At 57.8% G+C, this 16,029-nt stretch carries 14 protein-coding genes; 11 read left to right on the top strand and 3 right to left on the bottom strand.

What is annotated here, in order from left to right:
- The first annotated feature begins 321 nt into the window (after positions 1 to 321).
- The 10 genes from NR302_RS00340 (at position 322) to NR302_RS00295 (ending at position 10,764) form a co-directional block, all read left to right on the top strand.
- Positions 322 to 714: a RidA family protein gene (locus tag NR302_RS00340; RefSeq protein WP_258144272.1), complete on the top strand. Its 393-nt coding sequence runs from the start codon at positions 322 to 324 to the stop codon at positions 712 to 714.
- Positions 714 to 1,685: a D-2-hydroxyacid dehydrogenase gene (locus tag NR302_RS00335; protein ID WP_258144271.1), complete on the top strand. Its 972-nt coding sequence runs from the start codon at positions 714 to 716 to the stop codon at positions 1,683 to 1,685. The genes NR302_RS00340 and NR302_RS00335 overlap by 1 nt, the downstream gene beginning before the upstream one ends.
- A gap of 117 nt (positions 1,686 to 1,802) precedes the next feature.
- A complete protein-coding gene (locus NR302_RS00330) occupies positions 1,803 to 2,699 on the top strand; it encodes a transporter substrate-binding domain-containing protein (protein WP_258144270.1) in 897 nt (298 codons plus the stop codon).
- 55 nt (positions 2,700 to 2,754) lie between these two features.
- Positions 2,755 to 4,284, top strand: coding sequence for an amino acid ABC transporter permease/ATP-binding protein (locus NR302_RS00325; protein ID WP_258144269.1), 1,530 nt, complete (start codon positions 2,755 to 2,757; stop codon positions 4,282 to 4,284).
- The gene (locus NR302_RS00320) at positions 4,268 to 5,311 is read left to right on the top strand and encodes an alpha-hydroxy acid oxidase (protein WP_258144268.1); all 1,044 of its coding nucleotides are present in this window, start codon (positions 4,268 to 4,270) and stop codon (positions 5,309 to 5,311) included. The genes NR302_RS00325 and NR302_RS00320 overlap by 17 nt, the downstream gene beginning before the upstream one ends.
- A 71-nt stretch (positions 5,312 to 5,382) precedes the next feature.
- Entirely contained in the window at positions 5,383 to 6,306 is a 924-nt protein-coding gene (locus NR302_RS00315; protein ID WP_258144267.1) for an ABC transporter substrate-binding protein, read from the top strand.
- Complete coding sequence (locus NR302_RS00310; RefSeq protein WP_258144266.1) at positions 6,306 to 7,682, top strand: dihydroorotase family protein; 1,377 nt, start codon at positions 6,306 to 6,308, stop codon at positions 7,680 to 7,682. The genes NR302_RS00315 and NR302_RS00310 overlap by 1 nt, the downstream gene beginning before the upstream one ends.
- 14 nt (positions 7,683 to 7,696) lie before the next feature.
- The gene (locus NR302_RS00305; RefSeq protein ID WP_258144265.1) at positions 7,697 to 8,458 is read left to right on the top strand and encodes a GntR family transcriptional regulator; all 762 of its coding nucleotides are present in this window, start codon (positions 7,697 to 7,699) and stop codon (positions 8,456 to 8,458) included.
- A gap of 32 nt (positions 8,459 to 8,490) precedes the next feature.
- Entirely contained in the window at positions 8,491 to 9,606 is a 1,116-nt protein-coding gene (locus NR302_RS00300; RefSeq protein WP_154194638.1) for a mandelate racemase/muconate lactonizing enzyme family protein, read from the top strand.
- 162 nt (positions 9,607 to 9,768) lie between these two features.
- Positions 9,769 to 10,764: an acyltransferase gene (locus NR302_RS00295; protein WP_061719302.1), complete on the top strand. Its 996-nt coding sequence runs from the start codon at positions 9,769 to 9,771 to the stop codon at positions 10,762 to 10,764.
- On the opposite strand, the gene NR302_RS00290 is transcribed toward NR302_RS00295, so the two are convergent.
- The 3 genes from NR302_RS00290 to xylA all read right to left on the bottom strand — a co-directional run bounded on the left by NR302_RS00290 (position 10,749) and on the right by xylA (position 14,678).
- Positions 10,749 to 11,681, bottom strand: a complete 933-nt coding sequence (locus NR302_RS00290) for a GlxA family transcriptional regulator (protein WP_258144264.1) — start codon at positions 11,679 to 11,681, stop codon at positions 10,749 to 10,751. The two genes, NR302_RS00295 and NR302_RS00290, sit on opposite strands and share 16 nt — an antisense overlap.
- A gap of 214 nt (positions 11,682 to 11,895) precedes the next feature.
- On the bottom strand, positions 11,896 to 13,338 hold the full coding sequence (gene xylB / locus NR302_RS00285) for a xylulokinase (RefSeq protein ID WP_258144263.1): 1,443 nt from the start codon (positions 13,336 to 13,338) through the stop codon (positions 11,896 to 11,898).
- A gap of 17 nt (positions 13,339 to 13,355) precedes the next feature.
- Complete coding sequence (gene xylA / locus NR302_RS00280; protein ID WP_061719300.1) at positions 13,356 to 14,678, bottom strand: xylose isomerase; 1,323 nt, start codon at positions 14,676 to 14,678, stop codon at positions 13,356 to 13,358.
- Between the two features lie 345 nt (positions 14,679 to 15,023).
- Here xylA and xylF point away from each other — a divergent pair, with 345 nt between their 5' ends.
- Complete coding sequence (xylF, locus tag NR302_RS00275; protein ID WP_008105256.1) at positions 15,024 to 16,016, top strand: D-xylose ABC transporter substrate-binding protein; 993 nt, start codon at positions 15,024 to 15,026, stop codon at positions 16,014 to 16,016.
- Positions 16,017 to 16,029: the final 13 nt, after the last annotated feature.

Here is a 16,029-nt window from a genome sequence, read left to right as displayed (position 1 = left end):
GTTAAAAAAAGAGTGCGCCAGTATACCCTTTGACCGCGGATTGTGCAGCCGGAAATCCAGGCCAGCAGCCAGGCGATTGCAGCAGGGTTTTGCGGGCAAAAACAGAACAATAAGAAAATCGTATACGATTCACACTCACCGCCATTATTCACAGCAAAAACCTCATTAAAACCTTAAATTTCATCATATTGATTGATATATCAGCAAATCCTATTACGTGACACACATCACCTTTTTGACCCGATGGTTAAAAATCGCGCATTGACACTCGTATAATCGTATACGAAATTGCGGTGAAACAGTTTTGCTTGAGATTTCACCATGAAGATTGCGTTGAGTTATCCCGGAATGAACGCCAGCGACCGCCCAATGGGCCCTGCGCCGCTCTCCGCAGCCGTGCTGCACGAACCGATGTTGTTTATTTCCGGCCAGGTGGCGATTGATCCCTACAGCGGCGAGATTATTGGCAACGACATCGCCAGCCAGACGCGTCAGGTGCTGAAAAACGTCGGCGATCTGCTGATCGAAGCGAACATGACCTTCGACAACGTGGTTCGCGTCACTATTTACCTGACGGATCTCAGCACCTTCAGCGCGATGAACGCCGCTTACAGTGAATTCTTCCAGTTCCCTTTCCCGGCGCGCGCCACCGTGGGCATTCAACTCAACCATCCTGACCTGCTGGTCGAGATGGAAGTGACGGCGATGCGCTGATGCACATTCATATCGAGAACGACGCCAGCGCGCCGCGCGCACTCCATCTCACTGCTGAGCAACTGCAACTGCAGCTAGACGCGCATCCGCTGTTGCGCGGCCACTTTACGCTGAGCGAAAACAGCGATGCGGCGCAGACCGCCAAATTCCTCGCCCGCTGCGACATTCTGTGGAGCGGCCGCAAGCTGGCACTCGATCAGTTCAGCACGCCGCGCTTGAGCTGGGTGCAGGTGATGTCGGCGGGTGTTGAACAGTGGCTGGCGCACTGGCCGCAGGGCGTGACGCTCACCAATGCCTCTGGCGTACATGGCGATAAAGGGGCCGAGTTCATTTTGATGGCGGCGCTGATGTTCAACTTCGGCATTCCCGGTTTTCTGCAGGATCAGGCGCAGCGGGTCTGGCGCCCAACCTTTGGCGGCTGCGCACGCGGCAAAACCGTGCTGTTACTGGGCGTTGGCGGGATTGGTGCCGCAGCGGCAAAACTGCTGACGGCACAAGGCTATCGCGTGATTGGCGTGACGCGCAGCGGCCAGTGCGATGCCAACGTGGCGCGCTGCATCCGCATAGACGCGCTCGACGATGTGCTGCCGCAGGTGGATGTGGTGGTGTCGACGCTGCCGCTGACGCCACAAACCCACAATCTGTTCGATCGCCGCCGCTTCGATCTGCTGCCTGCACGCGCGGGCATCGTGATTGTTGGCCGCGCCGATGTTTTTGATTACAGCGCGATGCGCGAAAAACTCAACGCAGGCGAACTGGCAGGCGCGGTGCTGGATGTCTATCCGCAAGAGCCGTTACCGGCAGACGATCCGCTGTGGCACACGCCCGGCGTGGTAATGACGCCGCACTGCAGCCTTGACGATCACAGCGCCTACCTCGCCGGATGCCTTGAGGTGTTTATCGATAACCTGGCGCGTTTCCGCCACGGGCAACCGCTGCGTAATCAGGTTGATCCGGCTCGCGGTTATTAACCTCCGATATTTCCGTAGGGTCGCCATTCATGGCGACCACCTAAAAAAAGCACCAAAGACGTTCATAAATCACAAGGTCATCGCTTTCTCATTCACCAGCATCAGGGGAACCTTATTATGAAATTTGCACGCACTGCTTTGTTAATCTCTGGTCTCAGCGGCAGCTTACTGGCGGGCATCTCCAGCGCCCACGCAGCCAGCACCGATCCCATCACGCCTACCGCCAGCGACTTCGCGGCGATGGCGCAGTGCAAAACACTGCAAACCAAATATCCGTCGCTGAAAGGCAAAGATCTGGTGGTTGGCCTTGGCGGCTACACCAAAGGCTTTGAAGCGCCATCGGAAAAAGATCCCAGCATCATTGAAGGTCTTGATCCTTCACTGTTCGAGCGCATCAGCAGCTGCCTCGGCGCGAAACACAGTTACCAAAGCGGCTCGTTCAACGTGCTGCTCACCTCGATCTCCAGCGGACGCGCCGATATCGGCCCGATGCTGTACGTCACCGAAGAGCGCATGAAGCAGATCGCCTTCGTCGCCTCGATGCAGGTGCAAGACGGCTCGGTGCTGGCGCAAGGCAACCCGAAGAAAATCAACAGCGTCGATGATCTGTGTGGCAAAACCGTCGCCGCCGCAGCGGGTTCCTACGAAGCCAACAAACTGGTACCGGAGCAAAGCGCCAAATGCAGCACCGCCGGTAAGCCAGAAGTCAGCATGCTGATGGTGCAGAACACCGACAACAGCATTCAGGCGGTAAAAAGCGGTCGCGCGGACGTCTATCTGACCGAAGCCGGTTCCGCCGTTGCCATCGCCAAAGCCGACAAATCGCTGCAAAGCGGCTTCACCGTGGATCTGCCAATCATGGTTGGCTTCCCGATCGCCAAAGACAACGCCACGCTGCGCGCAGCGGTGCTGGACGCGATGAAGGTGATTCAGGAGAGCGGCGCACAGAAAAAACTGCTGGATTACTGGGGCCAGGGCAGCGCTGCCGAACGTCCGGTGGTTGCGCGTGGTTAATGCATAAACTCAGCCGCCTCGGTGACTAAACCGAGGCGTTGAGGAGGATAACGCCTTGGATGATTTTCTTAAGTACCTGACTTTCCCCTACTTGTGGGAAGGCGCTGTGATCGCCGTGCAGCTGTTGGTTGGCGCGCTGGCGGGCGGCATTTTGATTGGCTTTTTCCTGGCGTTAGCCAGCAGCTCAAAGCACTGGTTTATTCGCGTGCCGGTGAAAATCTACATCTATACGCTGCGCGGCACGCCGGTGCTGCTGCAGCTGATTCTGCTGTACAACGTGCTGCCGGAATTTGGCCTGCGATTGAGTCCGTTCACCAGCGCGCTTGTTGCGCTGATGATCAACGAAACCGCCTTCTGCGCCGAAATCATTCGCGGCGGCATTATGGCGACCGATCGCGACCAAAGCATGGCAGCGCAGGCGTTCGGTTACTCGCGCAGCAAAGAGATGATTCACGTGGTGATTCCGCAGGCGCTGCGCGCCATTCTGCCCACCATGGGCAATGAAACCGTTGGGCTGCTGAAATCCACCTCGCTGGCTTCGGTGGTGGGCGTCAATGAGCTGACGATGCGCGGTCAGGCGATTGTGTCGCAAAATTTCCTGTTTATTCCGGTGCTGGTCGCGTCGGGCGGCATCTACCTGATTCTTTCCACGCTGCTGGCGGGCGGTCAGTGGTGGCTGGAGAAGTTCTACAACCTTGATGAACGTGCGCGTCGGGCACGCGCGCGGCTGGCGAAACTGCCGCCAGAAGCGGAAGTGATGCCGATGCAGCTACCGAAACGACGCTGGGATACGCAAACTGCCGCGCCGGTACTGGAAGTGGATCAGCTGTGCGTTGAATACGCTGGTAAAGCGGTGTTGAAATCGCTGTCGTTAACCGTACGTCGCGGCGAAGTGGTGGTGTTGCTCGGTCGCTCCGGTTCGGGCAAAAGTACGCTGCTGAAATCGATTCTGGCGCTGACGCCGCGCAGCAGCGGCACCATTCAAACCGAAGGCCACTTTATGGGCAGCGACGAAAACGGTCGTGCGCTGGCGCAGCGTCATCTGCCGCTGAACCGTGCCAAATCGGGCATTGGCATCGTGTTCCAGCACTTCGCGTTGTTCGATCACCTCACCGCGCTGGAAAACGTAATGAGCATTCTGCTGCGCGTGCAGGGCGCACAGCCGGAAATCGCGCGCGGCAAAGCGATGCGCGCGTTGAAAATGGTAGGACTCGGAGATTTCGCCGCCTCGCTGCCGCATGAACTTTCCGGCGGACAGAAGCAGCGCGTCGGCATTGCGCGTGCGTTGGCGGCAGAACCGCAAATCCTGCTGTTTGATGAGCCGACTTCCGCGCTCGATCCCGAGCTGGTGCGCGAAGTGAACCAAACTATGCGCAGCCTGGCGCAAACCGGCATCACCATGATCATCAGCACCCACGACATCGCATTTGCGGCGGGCGTTGCCGATCGCGTGGTGTTCCTGCAGAACGGCGCGCTGATTGAAGAAGGCCCGCCGACGATTCTGCAAAATCCGCAAACGCCAGCGTTTGCCACCTTCCTTGAACATGAAAATGCTGTGGAGGCGCAACATGCCCATGCGCTTTGAACTCACGGCACGCGAGCGCCTCGGCGATGCGCTGTTCCGCTATATGCAGGGCCAACCGGCCGATGCGCTGGGTAACGAACCCGATGCCAATCAGCAGGCGCTGCGCCGCTTTCGTCTGTTACCGCGCGTGCTGCAGGGCAATGAAAGCATCGACACGCAGATTTCACTGCACCAGCAGAACTGGTCCGCGCCGATTGGCGTCGGCGCATTTGCCGGTGACCGTATTTTCCACGAAGAAGGTGTCCTGCCGATTGCGCGCGCCTGCAAACGTCTGCAGCTGCCGCTGGTGATCTCCGAAGAGACCGTCACGCCGCTGGAGCAGATTGGTGCGGAGTACGATCGCTGCTGGCTGCAACTGCGTGCGGCGGGCGATGTTGGCCGCATCAAAGAATTAATCGATCAGGCTGCGCAGGCCGGATTTAAAAATATCGTGCTAACGGTGCTGGCACCGGTGCATCCGGTGGCCGGATTACAGCCCGGCGGCTTCTCGATTGGTGATGCCCTGAAACAACGCGGTTGGCACACCATCGGCGGCACGCAGCCGGGCGTTGAACCACTGCCGGCTTTTCCGGTGTGGCGCTGGCAGGAAATTGACGAGGTAGCGGCGCACTGCGCCAATCATCAACTGCCGCTGTGGCTGAAAGGCGTTCTGCATCATGACGATGCGGCGCAGGCCACACAGCACGGTGTCAGCGGTTTGATTGCCTCGAACATTGGCCTGCGCCAGAGCGCGCGCTGGGCCACGCCAGTCGATCAGCTGCCCGATTTGCAGGCGGTGACGCGTCTGCCGCTGCTGCTGGATGGCGGCGTGCGCTGCGGCAGCGATGCGGTGGTGGCGCGCTGCCTCGGCGCATCGCTGTCGCTCAGCGTGCGACCGATCATCAGTGCGTTAGTCGCGGGTGGCGAAAGCGCGGTGTTCGATCTGCTGTCCGGCTGGATCAATGAAATCACAGCGATCAGCCATTGGTGCGGCGTCAGCGATATGACAAGCCTTAACGGTAGTTTCATCACCGTAATGCCGCAGTAGTTGATTCGTAGGGTCGCCATTCATGGCGACCGAATAATGCATTAAAACTCTATTTAAAGAGGTACGTGGCAATGCAGACATTGATTTTCAATCAAGGCGATGCCAGCGAATCCCGCATCTATTACTGCGCGCACTATCTGGCGCAAAGCCTTGGCCTGTTTGCCGCGCAGCAGCTGCAGGTGATCTTCACCACCAGCGAATCGGGCGGACACACGGTGCAAGGCGGGCAAGTGCCAGCGGTATTAAGCCGCAACGCCGATCTCACGCTCGGCGGCCCAATGGTGGTGATGAAGCATCTTCAGCAGCATGGCGCAGAGTTGCAGTGTTTCTGCGCCTCGGTGGCGGCCAATCCGTGGTTTCTTGCGGCGGCGCAGGCGCAGCCGGATTTTCAGCTCAGCGATCTGCGCGGTAAACGCGTGCTGGATGTCGGCAATGTCGGTACCGCCACCCTGACGTTCCGCTGGCTGCTGGCGCGTCACGGTTTGCAGCATGATGTCGAGTTGATCGCCGGCAGCGGCGACCAGGCGCATGATTTTGCCGCCGTCGCCCTTGGCGCAGCGGATTATGCGCTGCACGCCATGCATATGCTGGCACCCGCCATCGCCGCCGGACAACTTAACAGCATCAGCAGCCTCGCCAGTTTGTGCGGTCACGTGCCGTGGAGCGCCTACATCGCCCGCGCCGATGTGCTGCAGGAGAAAGCCGCTGCCTTCGCCGCCTTCTCCCGCGCCATTGCGCAGGCGCTCACGTGGATGGCGAACCATAACGCCAGCGAACTGGCGCAACAGGTAAAGACTTTTTACCCCGATTATCCGCGCGATGCGCTGGTGCGCGGCCTCGCCGCCTATCAACAGGCCGGCGTATTTGCGCCAGATTGCGTGATTCCGCGCGCTGAGTTTGCGCATTTCAGCCAGCTGTTAACTGCAATCGGCTGGCTCGACTCTTCACAGCCGGTGCCGTATGCGGCGCTGGTGACGCAGGCAGGAGCAGAGTGATGAAACAGCTAATTATTAATGGTTTGGTGGTGACAGAAACCCGCGCTGAACTGGCCGATCTGCTGATCGAAAACGGCAAGATCAGCGGCGTGTTATCGCCTGGCGCCATCACGCACGGCGTTGATGAAGTGATTGATGCGCAAGGCTTGATCATCGTGCCTGGCGCGATTGATGTGCATACCCATTTCACCGGTTCGCACGATTTCCCCGAGCAGGAACTGCGTGAAGGTACGCGCGGTGCGGCGGCGCACGGCGTCACCACCATTGTCGAAATGCCGCATTCGCTGCCACCGGCGACATCGCTGGCTAACTTCAGCGCCAAGAAAAGCTGGCTGGCAGACAACTGCTCGGTGGATTACGCAATGTGGGCTGGACTGGATGGTCGCAACGTGCATGAACTGGCGGCGCTGGATCAGGCCGGTGCGCTGGCTTTCAAAGCCTTCCTGTGCAGCGGCGCGCCCAACGGTGAAGCCACCGACGAGAAAGGTTTGCCGCGTCTCGACGATGACGGCCTGCTGCGCGCCATGCGCGAGTTGGCCACCTTCGACGGGCTGATTGGTGTGCACGCTGAGAATCACGAGATTCTGATCGGTGCTGGCAGCGAGCAACGTCGTACCGGACGCAAAGATGCACGCGCGCACGCGCTGGCGGGCCCGGAAATCGCCGAGATCGAAGCGGTGGGACGCGTGTTAGCGATTGCCGAAGAGACCGGCGCGCGCTGCCATATCGTGCACGTCAGCTCGGCGCGCGCGGCGGAAACCATTGTCGCCGCCAAAGGCCGCGTACGCGCCAGCTTCGAAACCTGTCCGCACTATTTACTGCTCGACGAAGACGATTTGGTGCGCATCGGCCCCAACGCGCGCTGCGGTCCGCCGATCCGCCCGCGTCCGGTGGTGGATGCGCTGTGGCAGGTGCTGCTGCGCGGCGATATTGACATGATCGCTTCCGACCATTGCCCATACACGCCCGCACAAAAGCAGGCAGGTGAAGCCAGCATCTGGGATGCGGGCATGGGATTAACCGGCGTGGAAACCCTCAGCCCGATGTTCTTCAGTGCGGCCCATAGAGAACGTGACGTGGCGCTCAGCGAGTTTGCGCGCATGACCGCCAGCGGACCGGCCAAAGCTTTCCAGCTGTGGGGCAAAAAAGGGGCGATTGCGCCCGGCTTCGACGCCGATTTGGTGTTCTACGACGCTACCCAAAGCTGGACGGTGAGCGGCGCGAATTTTCAGGGACTCGGCAAGTGGAGCGCATTTGAAGGGATGCGCTGTCAGGGTAAAGTGGTGCGCACATTGATTCGTGGCGTCACGGTATTCCAGGATGACCAGATGCAGGTTGAACCCGGCTTCGGTCAGTTCGTGACCCGACAGGTTTAAACAGGACAAATAACATGGCAGGAAAATCCTCTACCGCTAGTCGTAAAAACAGCGCCCCGCTGGCGCAGGATGCGGCCACCGATAACAGCTGGAATACCGCGCGTCCGCGCACGTTGGTCGATCACGCCGTGGATGCGATTCTCAGCGCCGCCTCGCGCGGCCTGATCCTGCCCGGCGATCGCATCGCGGAACCGGAGTTGGTGGCCAAGCTCGGCATGAGCCGCGTACCGATTCGTGAGGCGCTGCGCATTCTGGAGAGCCAGGGCATCGTCACCAGCGAACCGTATAAAGGTATCCGCCTGATGGAAATTTCGCATCAGCGGCTGGAGCAGATTATCGATGTGCGCATCCCGCTGGAGACGCTGGCCTGTCGCCGCGCAATTGAGGCCGGACGCAACAGCGCCGAGCAGCTTAATCAGCTGTATCAAGGCGTGGCGCAGATGCAGGCGATGATGCAAAACGACGACGTTTACGGTTTTGCCTCCGCCGATACCGATTTCCACCGCACGCTGTGCAGCTTTGCGCACAACCCGGTGCTGAGCAATTTGTGGGAGTCGATTGCCCGTCAGCTGACGGTGATTTTCGGCCTCTCCACCATGGGCAAATCGATGAGCGACATCATCGAGGAGCACCAACGGCTGATTAATGTCTTTGCCGATGGCGAAATCGCCAAAATGACCGATGAGGTTGAGAATCACATCCGCATTCAGGCGCTGGACGTGGATTACGAAACCCTGATTACCCAACGCCGCCAGCACCGTTCCGCTCTCGGCTAATTTCGCATTGCTTTTACACCAGGGAAAACACCATGAAAATCATTAACGTTGAGGCGTTTTACCTGCGCCTGCCAGTGATTGAGCAGCGCACCGACAGCTCTCAGGATGCGCTGCTGATCAAAATTACCACCGATGCCGGCATCACCGGCTGGGGCGAAGTGGATGGCAGTCCGTATGTCACCAAAGCCATCATCGAAGCGCCCTATTCGCACACTATGGTCACCGGCCTGAAATCGCTGTTGATCGGCGAAAACCCGCTGGAAACCGGCCGTTTATGGAAGAAGATGCACAAAGCCACCATCTATTACGGCCGCAGCGGCGCGGTGTTGCAGGCGATGGCCGGCATCGATATCGCCTTGTGGGATATTAAAGGCAAAGCGCTCGGCAAGCCGATTGTTGAACTGCTGGGCGGCGCGATGCGCGACAAGATGCGCGTTTACTCCTCCAACATGTTCCAGTTCAGCGTCGAAGAGACGGTCGCGCGCGCGCAACATGCGATTGATACCGGTCATAGCGGCGTGAAGTTTGGCTGGGAGCCGTTTGGCAACGACGAAGCGCTGGATCTGCGTTATCTCGAGGCGCTACGCAAAGCGATGGGTGATAACGTGGATCTGATGCTGGATGTCGGCCACGTGTGGGATGCCAAAACCACTATTCGCCGCAGCCAGCGCTATGAACATCTCAATCTGTTCTGGATTGAAGAGCCGCTGCATCCGGATAACTACGCCGGTTACGGCCAGGTTTCCGCCGCGTGCCAGCAGCATATCGCTGCCGGTGAGCAAGAGTGTTCCGTAACGGGTTTCCAGCGCCTGATTGATGAAGGCGGCATCGACATCGTGCAGATCGACCTGACGCGCACCGGCTTCACCCAGGCAATGGAGATCGCCAGCTACGCGCATAGCCGCGGACGCAAAGTGTGTAACCACAACTTCACCACCGACATTAATACCGCTGCCTCGCTGCATTTCCTCTGCGCGATTGAGAATGCGCTGGTGATGGAGTATTGCGTCGAGCCGGGTGAAATCAGCCGCTCGCTGGCGAAGAATCCGGTGCGCATCGCCGACGGTTACGCGTGGCTACCAGGCGAGCCGGGCCTCGGCGTTGAGCCCGACGAAGCGGTGATCGAGAAGTTTTTGGTGCGCGGTTAGCAAGGTCGCCATGAATGGCGACCCTACGACGGATCGGAATTGTTTTTGTAGGGTCGCCATTTATGGCGACCTGGTAACAGAGTGATCTGAATTACAGCGCAAAAGGTTGTTGCCGCGCGGCTCACTGGCTACCCTTCTTCGCAGCAAATGCAAGAGGACGCCATGCAGCAAAAAATTTACTGGATCGACAACTTACGCGCGGTTGCCTGCCTGATGGTGATCGTCATTCACACCACAACCTGGTACATCACCGGACCGATGGCGGTGACAGGCATGAGCTGGGATGTGGCGAACCTGCTTAACTCGGCGTCACGCGTCTGTGTGCCGCTGTTCTTTATGATCTCAGGCTATCTGTTTTTCGGCGAACGCAGCGCGCAAGGGCGGCATCTGCTGCGCATCGTGCTGTGCCTGCTGTTCTACAGCGCAGTAGCACTGGTCTATATCACCTGGCTAACGCCGATCAATGAAGGGCGATCGCTGCTCAAGCTGCTGCAAAAACCGGTGTTCTATCACCTGTGGTTCTTCTTTGCCATTATCGGCATCTATCTGTTATCTCCGCTGATTCAGGTGAAAAGCGTGGCACCGCGCTATGTCGCCATGCTGGTGATCGTGCTGGCGGTGCTGGCGAATCCGAACACCGTGAGCCAATCGCTGGGGCCGTTCCACTGGCTGCCGGTCAATCTGTATGTCAGCGGCGACAGCATTTATTACCTGCTGTATGCGCTGCTCGGACGTGCGATTGGCTGCATGGAGACCGACAAGCGCAGCATCAGCTGGCTGGCGGGATTGGGCTTTGTTGCCTGCGTGATTGGCATTGCGCTCGGCACCAAACAGATGCTGAAAATCAACGGCGCGTTCAACGATACCTGGTATCTCTACTGCGGGCCGCTGGTATTTATTGCCGCCATCAGCTTGTTGATTCTGTTCAAAAATACGCTGAATCAGCGCGCGTTGCCGGGACTTGCCACCATCTCGCGCTATTCACTGCCGATCTACGGCTTTCACGCGCTGTTTATCCACTTTCTGCGCACCAATCACTACGACGATATGTCGCGTCCGTGGCTCGATTTGCCGTGGGTGATGGGCGTGACGCTGATCGGCAGCCTGCTGCTGGCGATGGGCTTACAGCGCGTGGATAAGCGTCATCTGGTGAGCTGATCGTCCCAGCGCTGGTGCGCGCGGCGCAGCTGGCGTGCCGAGGAGAATCCGGCGGCCAGCGCCGCTTTCTCCGCCGCTTCGCCCTGCTGCTGACGTTGCCGCGCAATCACTAAGCGCAGCTGTTCGTGGTACTCGCGCACGCTGATGCCAAGATGCTGGCGGAACAGCCGCGTAAGGTGGCGTTCGCTGACGTGCGCCCGCTCGGCCAAAGCGGTAAGCGACCAGTCGTGTTCGGGATGGGCAATCATCACATCCTGCGCGCGATGAATCGCCGGATGCATATGATTGCGATAGCGCAGCCACGGCGACAGCTGTGGATCGTCGCCGGAACGGCGGAACCACACCACCATTTCGCGCGCCACTTTCAATGCCTGCGGCGCACCGCACAATCTATTGATTAAATGCAGCGCCAGATCGATACCCGCAGTAATCCCCGCGCTGGTCCAGATGCCGCCATCTTCGACGAAAACCCGATTATCTTTCACTAACGCCGCCGGTGCTGCCGCTTTCAGGCGCGGTAACACATCGTGATGCGTGGTGCATTGAATGCCATCCAGCAATCCCGCCTGTGCCGAGAGCAATGCGCCGGAACAGATGCACACTAGCGTGATGCGCTGATCGGTAATCGCCGCTTGCTGCTGGCGCAGCCAGTCACGCGCTATTGCTGCCGGTTCGGTATCGAAACAGACGCGCGAATTGTATACGCCAGGCACCACCAGCAGGCTGTTTTCCGGCAGTTGCGCAGGCAACGGCGCGATGTCTGCGATGGTCATGCCGGTGGAGCACAGCACGCTCGGCTGCGGGCCGATGTAATGCAGCATAAAGTGGCCGTCGGCCAGCTGCAGGGTTTCAGCAGGGCCAGTGAGATCCAGCGCCATCACGCCGGGAAGCACGAGGAAGAAGACGGATTGCGGCATGGTGGGCTCCATCAGTTGGGTGCGGCATTCGGCCAGGTTGGCATAAATGCCAGGTTGGGTGCGTTATTCGGCCAGGTCGCCATTAATGGCGACCCTACAATGTAGGGTTGGCATTTATGCCGACCAAATCAGGCCACTCGATTCAACACAATCACCCAATAATACCTGATAAAACCCCCAACACTCTGCCAAATCCAGCCATCACTCTCCCACATCAAGACATCAACGGCTGCAGCTGCTGATACAAACGCGCAAACACTTCGCGCTGCGGCTGATACGCCTGATGGCGTGCCGCATCCGGTTGATGCCGCTGCGCCAATTCCAGCGACGGCCATTCGCTCGCCGGATCTATCGCCAGCTGCGCCAGTCGCGCTGCACCCAGCGCCGGGCCGACTTCACCGCCGTGACAATAATCCAGCGTCTGCCCGCTAATATCCGCCAGCATCTGACGCCAGTACGCACTGCGCGCGCCGCCGCCAATCAGCATCACGGTTTTCGGCTGCACGCCGCACTCATGCACCGCATCCATGCCTTCGGCCAGCGCGAAGCCCACGCCTTGCAGCACCGCACGCGCCAGTTCTGGTCGGCCATGCTGATGCGTTAAACCAAAGAACGCGCCCTGCGCCTGCGGATTGTTATGCGGCGTGCGTTCACCAGAAAGATAAGGCAGGAACCACACCGGCGGCACATCGCTGCGCGCTTTTTCCGCCTCACTCAGCAGTTGCGGCACATCCGCGCAGCCAGTCAGCGCAGCCGCCCAATCGAGACAGGAAGCCGCGCTCAAAATCACCGACATCAAATGCCAGCGCTGCGGCAGCGCGTGGCAGAAGCTGTGCACCGCGCGCTGTGGATTACTGAGATAACCGTCGCTCACCAGGAAATAGACGCCCGACGTGCCGAGCGACAGCATGCCTTGTCCCGGCTCGACCATGCCGACACCCACCGCGCCCGCCGCGTTATCACCGCCACCCGCCACCAGCGGCACTTTTTGCATGCCCCAGCGCGCGGCGACATCCGCCAACAACGTGCCGGTGATCTGATTGCCTTCAAACAGTTGCGGCATCTGGCTGCGCTGCAACTCGCAGGCGCTGAGCATCTCATCGCTCCAGTCGCGCTGCGCCACATCCAGCCACATCGTTCCCGCTGCGTCCGACATATCGCTGGCGAAGTCACCGCTCATGCGGAAGCGCAGATAATCTTTTGGCAGCAGCACTTTAGCCACCTGAGCAAACACCTGTGGCTCATGCTGTTTAACCCATAACAACTTAGGCGCGGTAAAGCCGGGCATCATCAGATTGCCGGTGATGCGTCGCGAATCCGGCACGCGCTTTTCCAGTTCCTGACACTGCTCGCCGCTGCGCCCGTCATTCCACAAAATTGCCGGACGCAGCACCCGATTCTCGCTATCCAGCAAGGTGGCTCCGTGCATCTGCCCGCTCAGGCCAATCGCCTTCACGCCGCTGAGATCGTGCTGCTGCGCCAGCGCCTGCATGGCACGATCGGTCGCCTGCCACCAGCTTTCGGCATCTTGCTCGCTCCATAACGGCTGCGGCCGCGACACCTCCAGCGGCGCACTCTCCACTGCAATCACTTTGCCGTGCGCATCCAGCAACGCCACTTTCACGCCGGAGGTGCCTAAATCGATGCCGATAACCATGCTGCGCTCCTGAAAAGTTAAAAATCAAACAAGTAGTGATTCACCAGATTCTCCAGCTGTTCCTGGCGTCCACTACGATGCTGTGGATTGAATTGCTGTTGCTGCGCCTGTTCCGCCAGTGCGGCGAGGGAAAATTCACCCTTCAGAATCTGCTGTCCGAACTCACCGTTCCAGCCGCTGTAACGTTGTGCCACACGCTTATCCAGCTCGCCGTCCGCCACCATGCGGGCCGCGACTTTTAACGCCAGCGCCATAGTATCCATTGCGCCGATATGGCCGTAGAACAGGTCATATTTATCGGTGCTCTGGCGGCGAACTTTGGCATCAAAGTTTAAGCCGCCGGTGGTGAATCCGCCCGCTTTGATAATTTCGTACAGCACCAGCGCATTCTCTTCAACGCTGACCGGGAACTGGTCGGTATCCCAGCCACACTGCATATCGCCACGATTAGCATCCACCGAGCCAAAAATGCCCAGCGCGATGGCCGTTGCGATCTCATGATGGAATGAGTGGCCCGCCAGCGTCGCGTGGTTAGCCTCCACATTCACTTTGATCTCTTTCTCCAGCCCGAACTGCTTCAGGAAGCCATAAACCGTTGCCACATCATAGTCATACTGATGTTTTGTCGGCTCCTGTGGCTTGGGTTCGATCAGCAACATGCCGTGGAAACCAATCTTGTGTTTATGCTCCACCACCATCTGCATAAACCGGCCTATCTGCTCGCGCTCCTGGCGCAGGTCGGTGTTAAGTAAGGTTTCATACCCTTCACGCCCGCCCCACAACACATAGTTCTCGCCGCCCAGAGTTTGCGTGGCCTGCATGGCGCTGCACACCTGGCTGGCCGCCCAGGCAAAAATTTCCGGATCTGGATTGGTTGCCGCACCCGCACCGTAACGCGGATGGGTAAAGCAGTTGGCGGTTCCCCACAGCAGTTTAACGCCGGTTTCCTGCTGTTTTTCCAGCAACTTATCCGTCATCACGGCAAAGTTTTCGCGATAGCTTTTCAGCGAATCGCCTTCCGGTGAGACATCCACATCATGGAAGCAGTAATAAGGCACATTCAGTTTATGGAAGAACTCAAAGGCAACATCGGCCTTTTGTTTCGCCAACTCAAGCGCATCTCCCGGCTTCTGCCACGGACGATCAAACGCCCCAACGCCAAACATATCCGCGCCGTTCCAGCAGAAGGTATGCCAGTAACAGGCGGCAAAGCGCAGATGCTCCGCCATGGTTTTACCGAGAATCACTTCGTCCGGGTTGTAATGACGAAACGCCAGAGGATTACGGGTATTACTCCCTTCATAACGAACGCGATCAAGCTGGTCGAAATAGGCGTGCATAGTTAGCTCCTTAGCATGAGGACCCGAATGGTCAGCTTTGAGCGGTTATTGTGATGATGTAATTTACTGCTGCTCAATTACGATATTTAACACTCAACGTAAGATAATTATTATTTGTGCGCCAGCTCGCAAAATAATGTCGTTATTTGCATTCAACCTTCTCAGCTTCGTTTTTTCTGAAAGCGTTGAAATATCGATCACGCTCATAAAATCGCAAATAAACCAAAAAACGTAATAGCCGGATAAAAATCAGTAATTGATGTCACCTGAAACTCAGGGCAACAATTCATCGGCCTGGTTATAAGCCTTACAACGACAACAGCCTCAACCTACAGGATTAATACCATGAACATGAAACAATCACTGTTGGCCGCCTGCGCGGCTCTGGCCCTGTTTAGTCACGCGGGTAGCGCTAAAGAAGTCAAAATCGGTATGGCTATTGATGATTTACGTCTGGAACGCTGGCAAAAAGATCGCGATATCTTTGTTAAACAAGCCGAATCACTGGGCGCCAAAGTGTTTGTGCAATCGGCCAACGGCAACGAAGAAACGCAGATGTCGCAAATTGAAAATATGATCAATCGCGGCGTCGATGTATTGGTCATCATTCCTTATAACGGTCAGGTTTTAAGTAACGTTGTGGCGGAAGCGAAACGTGAAGGCATTAAAGTGTTGGCGTATGACCGCATGATAAATAACGCCGACATTGATTTTTATATCTCATTCGATAATGAAAAAGTGGGCGAATTACAGGCCGAAAGTATTGTAAAGCAAGTGCCTAAAGGTAATTACTTCCTGATGGGCGGATCGCCGGTGGATAATAATGCGCGCCTGTTCCGTGCCGGTCAGATGAAAGTGTTAAAACCTTATATTGATAATGGCAGCATTAAAGTGGTCGGCGATCAGTGGGTTGATGCCTGGCTGCCAGAAAATGCGCTGAAAATAATGGAAAACGCCTTAACCGCGAACAGCAACCATATTGATGCCGTGGTGGCGTCGAATGATGCCACCGCAGGCGGTGCCATTCAGGCATTAAGCGCGCAGGGACTTTCCGGTAAAGTCGCGATCTCCGGTCAGGATGCCGATCTCGCCGCCATCAAACGCATTATGAACGGCACACAAACCATGACGGTCTACAAACCCATTACCGAACTGGCGACCGAAGCGGCCAAAATCGCGGTGGAACTCGGTGACGACAAACAACCCGCCAGCAACAGCAAGCTGAACAACGGCCTGAAAGATGTGCCATCGCGCCTGCTGAATCCTATTCCGGTGAACAAAGACAACATTGAAAGCACGGTAGTTAAAGACGGCTTCCACAAGCAGAGCGAACTCTGAGGCGCGAGCCCGC

The sequence above is a fragment of the Pantoea sp. SOD02 genome (genome assembly GCF_024707505.1).
Taxonomy (GTDB): Bacteria; Pseudomonadota; Gammaproteobacteria; order Enterobacterales; family Enterobacteriaceae; genus Pantoea; species Pantoea symbiotica.
The sequence above is the reverse complement of the archived record's forward strand: the minus strand, read 5'-3'. Positions and strand labels throughout refer to the sequence as shown.

Coding starts and splice junctions, on each gene's coding strand:
- NR302_RS00305 (WP_258144265.1), top strand. CDS start 7,697: ATGGCAGGAAAATCCTCTACCGCTAGTCGTAAAAACAGCGCCCCGCTG.
- xylF (WP_008105256.1), top strand. CDS start 15,024: ATGAACATGAAACAATCACTGTTGGCCGCCTGCGCGGCTCTGGCCCTG.
- NR302_RS00335 (WP_258144271.1), top strand. CDS start 714: ATGCACATTCATATCGAGAACGACGCCAGCGCGCCGCGCGCACTCCAT.
- NR302_RS00300 (WP_154194638.1), top strand. CDS start 8,491: ATGAAAATCATTAACGTTGAGGCGTTTTACCTGCGCCTGCCAGTGATT.
- NR302_RS00290 (WP_258144264.1), bottom strand. CDS start 11,681: ATGCCGCAATCCGTCTTCTTCCTCGTGCTTCCCGGCGTGATGGCGCTG.
- NR302_RS00320 (WP_258144268.1), top strand. CDS start 4,268: ATGCCCATGCGCTTTGAACTCACGGCACGCGAGCGCCTCGGCGATGCG.
- NR302_RS00340 (WP_258144272.1), top strand. CDS start 322: ATGAAGATTGCGTTGAGTTATCCCGGAATGAACGCCAGCGACCGCCCA.
- NR302_RS00330 (WP_258144270.1), top strand. CDS start 1,803: ATGAAATTTGCACGCACTGCTTTGTTAATCTCTGGTCTCAGCGGCAGC.
- NR302_RS00295 (WP_061719302.1), top strand. CDS start 9,769: ATGCAGCAAAAAATTTACTGGATCGACAACTTACGCGCGGTTGCCTGC.
- NR302_RS00315 (WP_258144267.1), top strand. CDS start 5,383: ATGCAGACATTGATTTTCAATCAAGGCGATGCCAGCGAATCCCGCATC.
- xylA (WP_061719300.1), bottom strand. CDS start 14,678: ATGCACGCCTATTTCGACCAGCTTGATCGCGTTCGTTATGAAGGGAGT.
- xylB (WP_258144263.1), bottom strand. CDS start 13,338: ATGGTTATCGGCATCGATTTAGGCACCTCCGGCGTGAAAGTGGCGTTG.
- NR302_RS00310 (WP_258144266.1), top strand. CDS start 6,306: ATGAAACAGCTAATTATTAATGGTTTGGTGGTGACAGAAACCCGCGCT.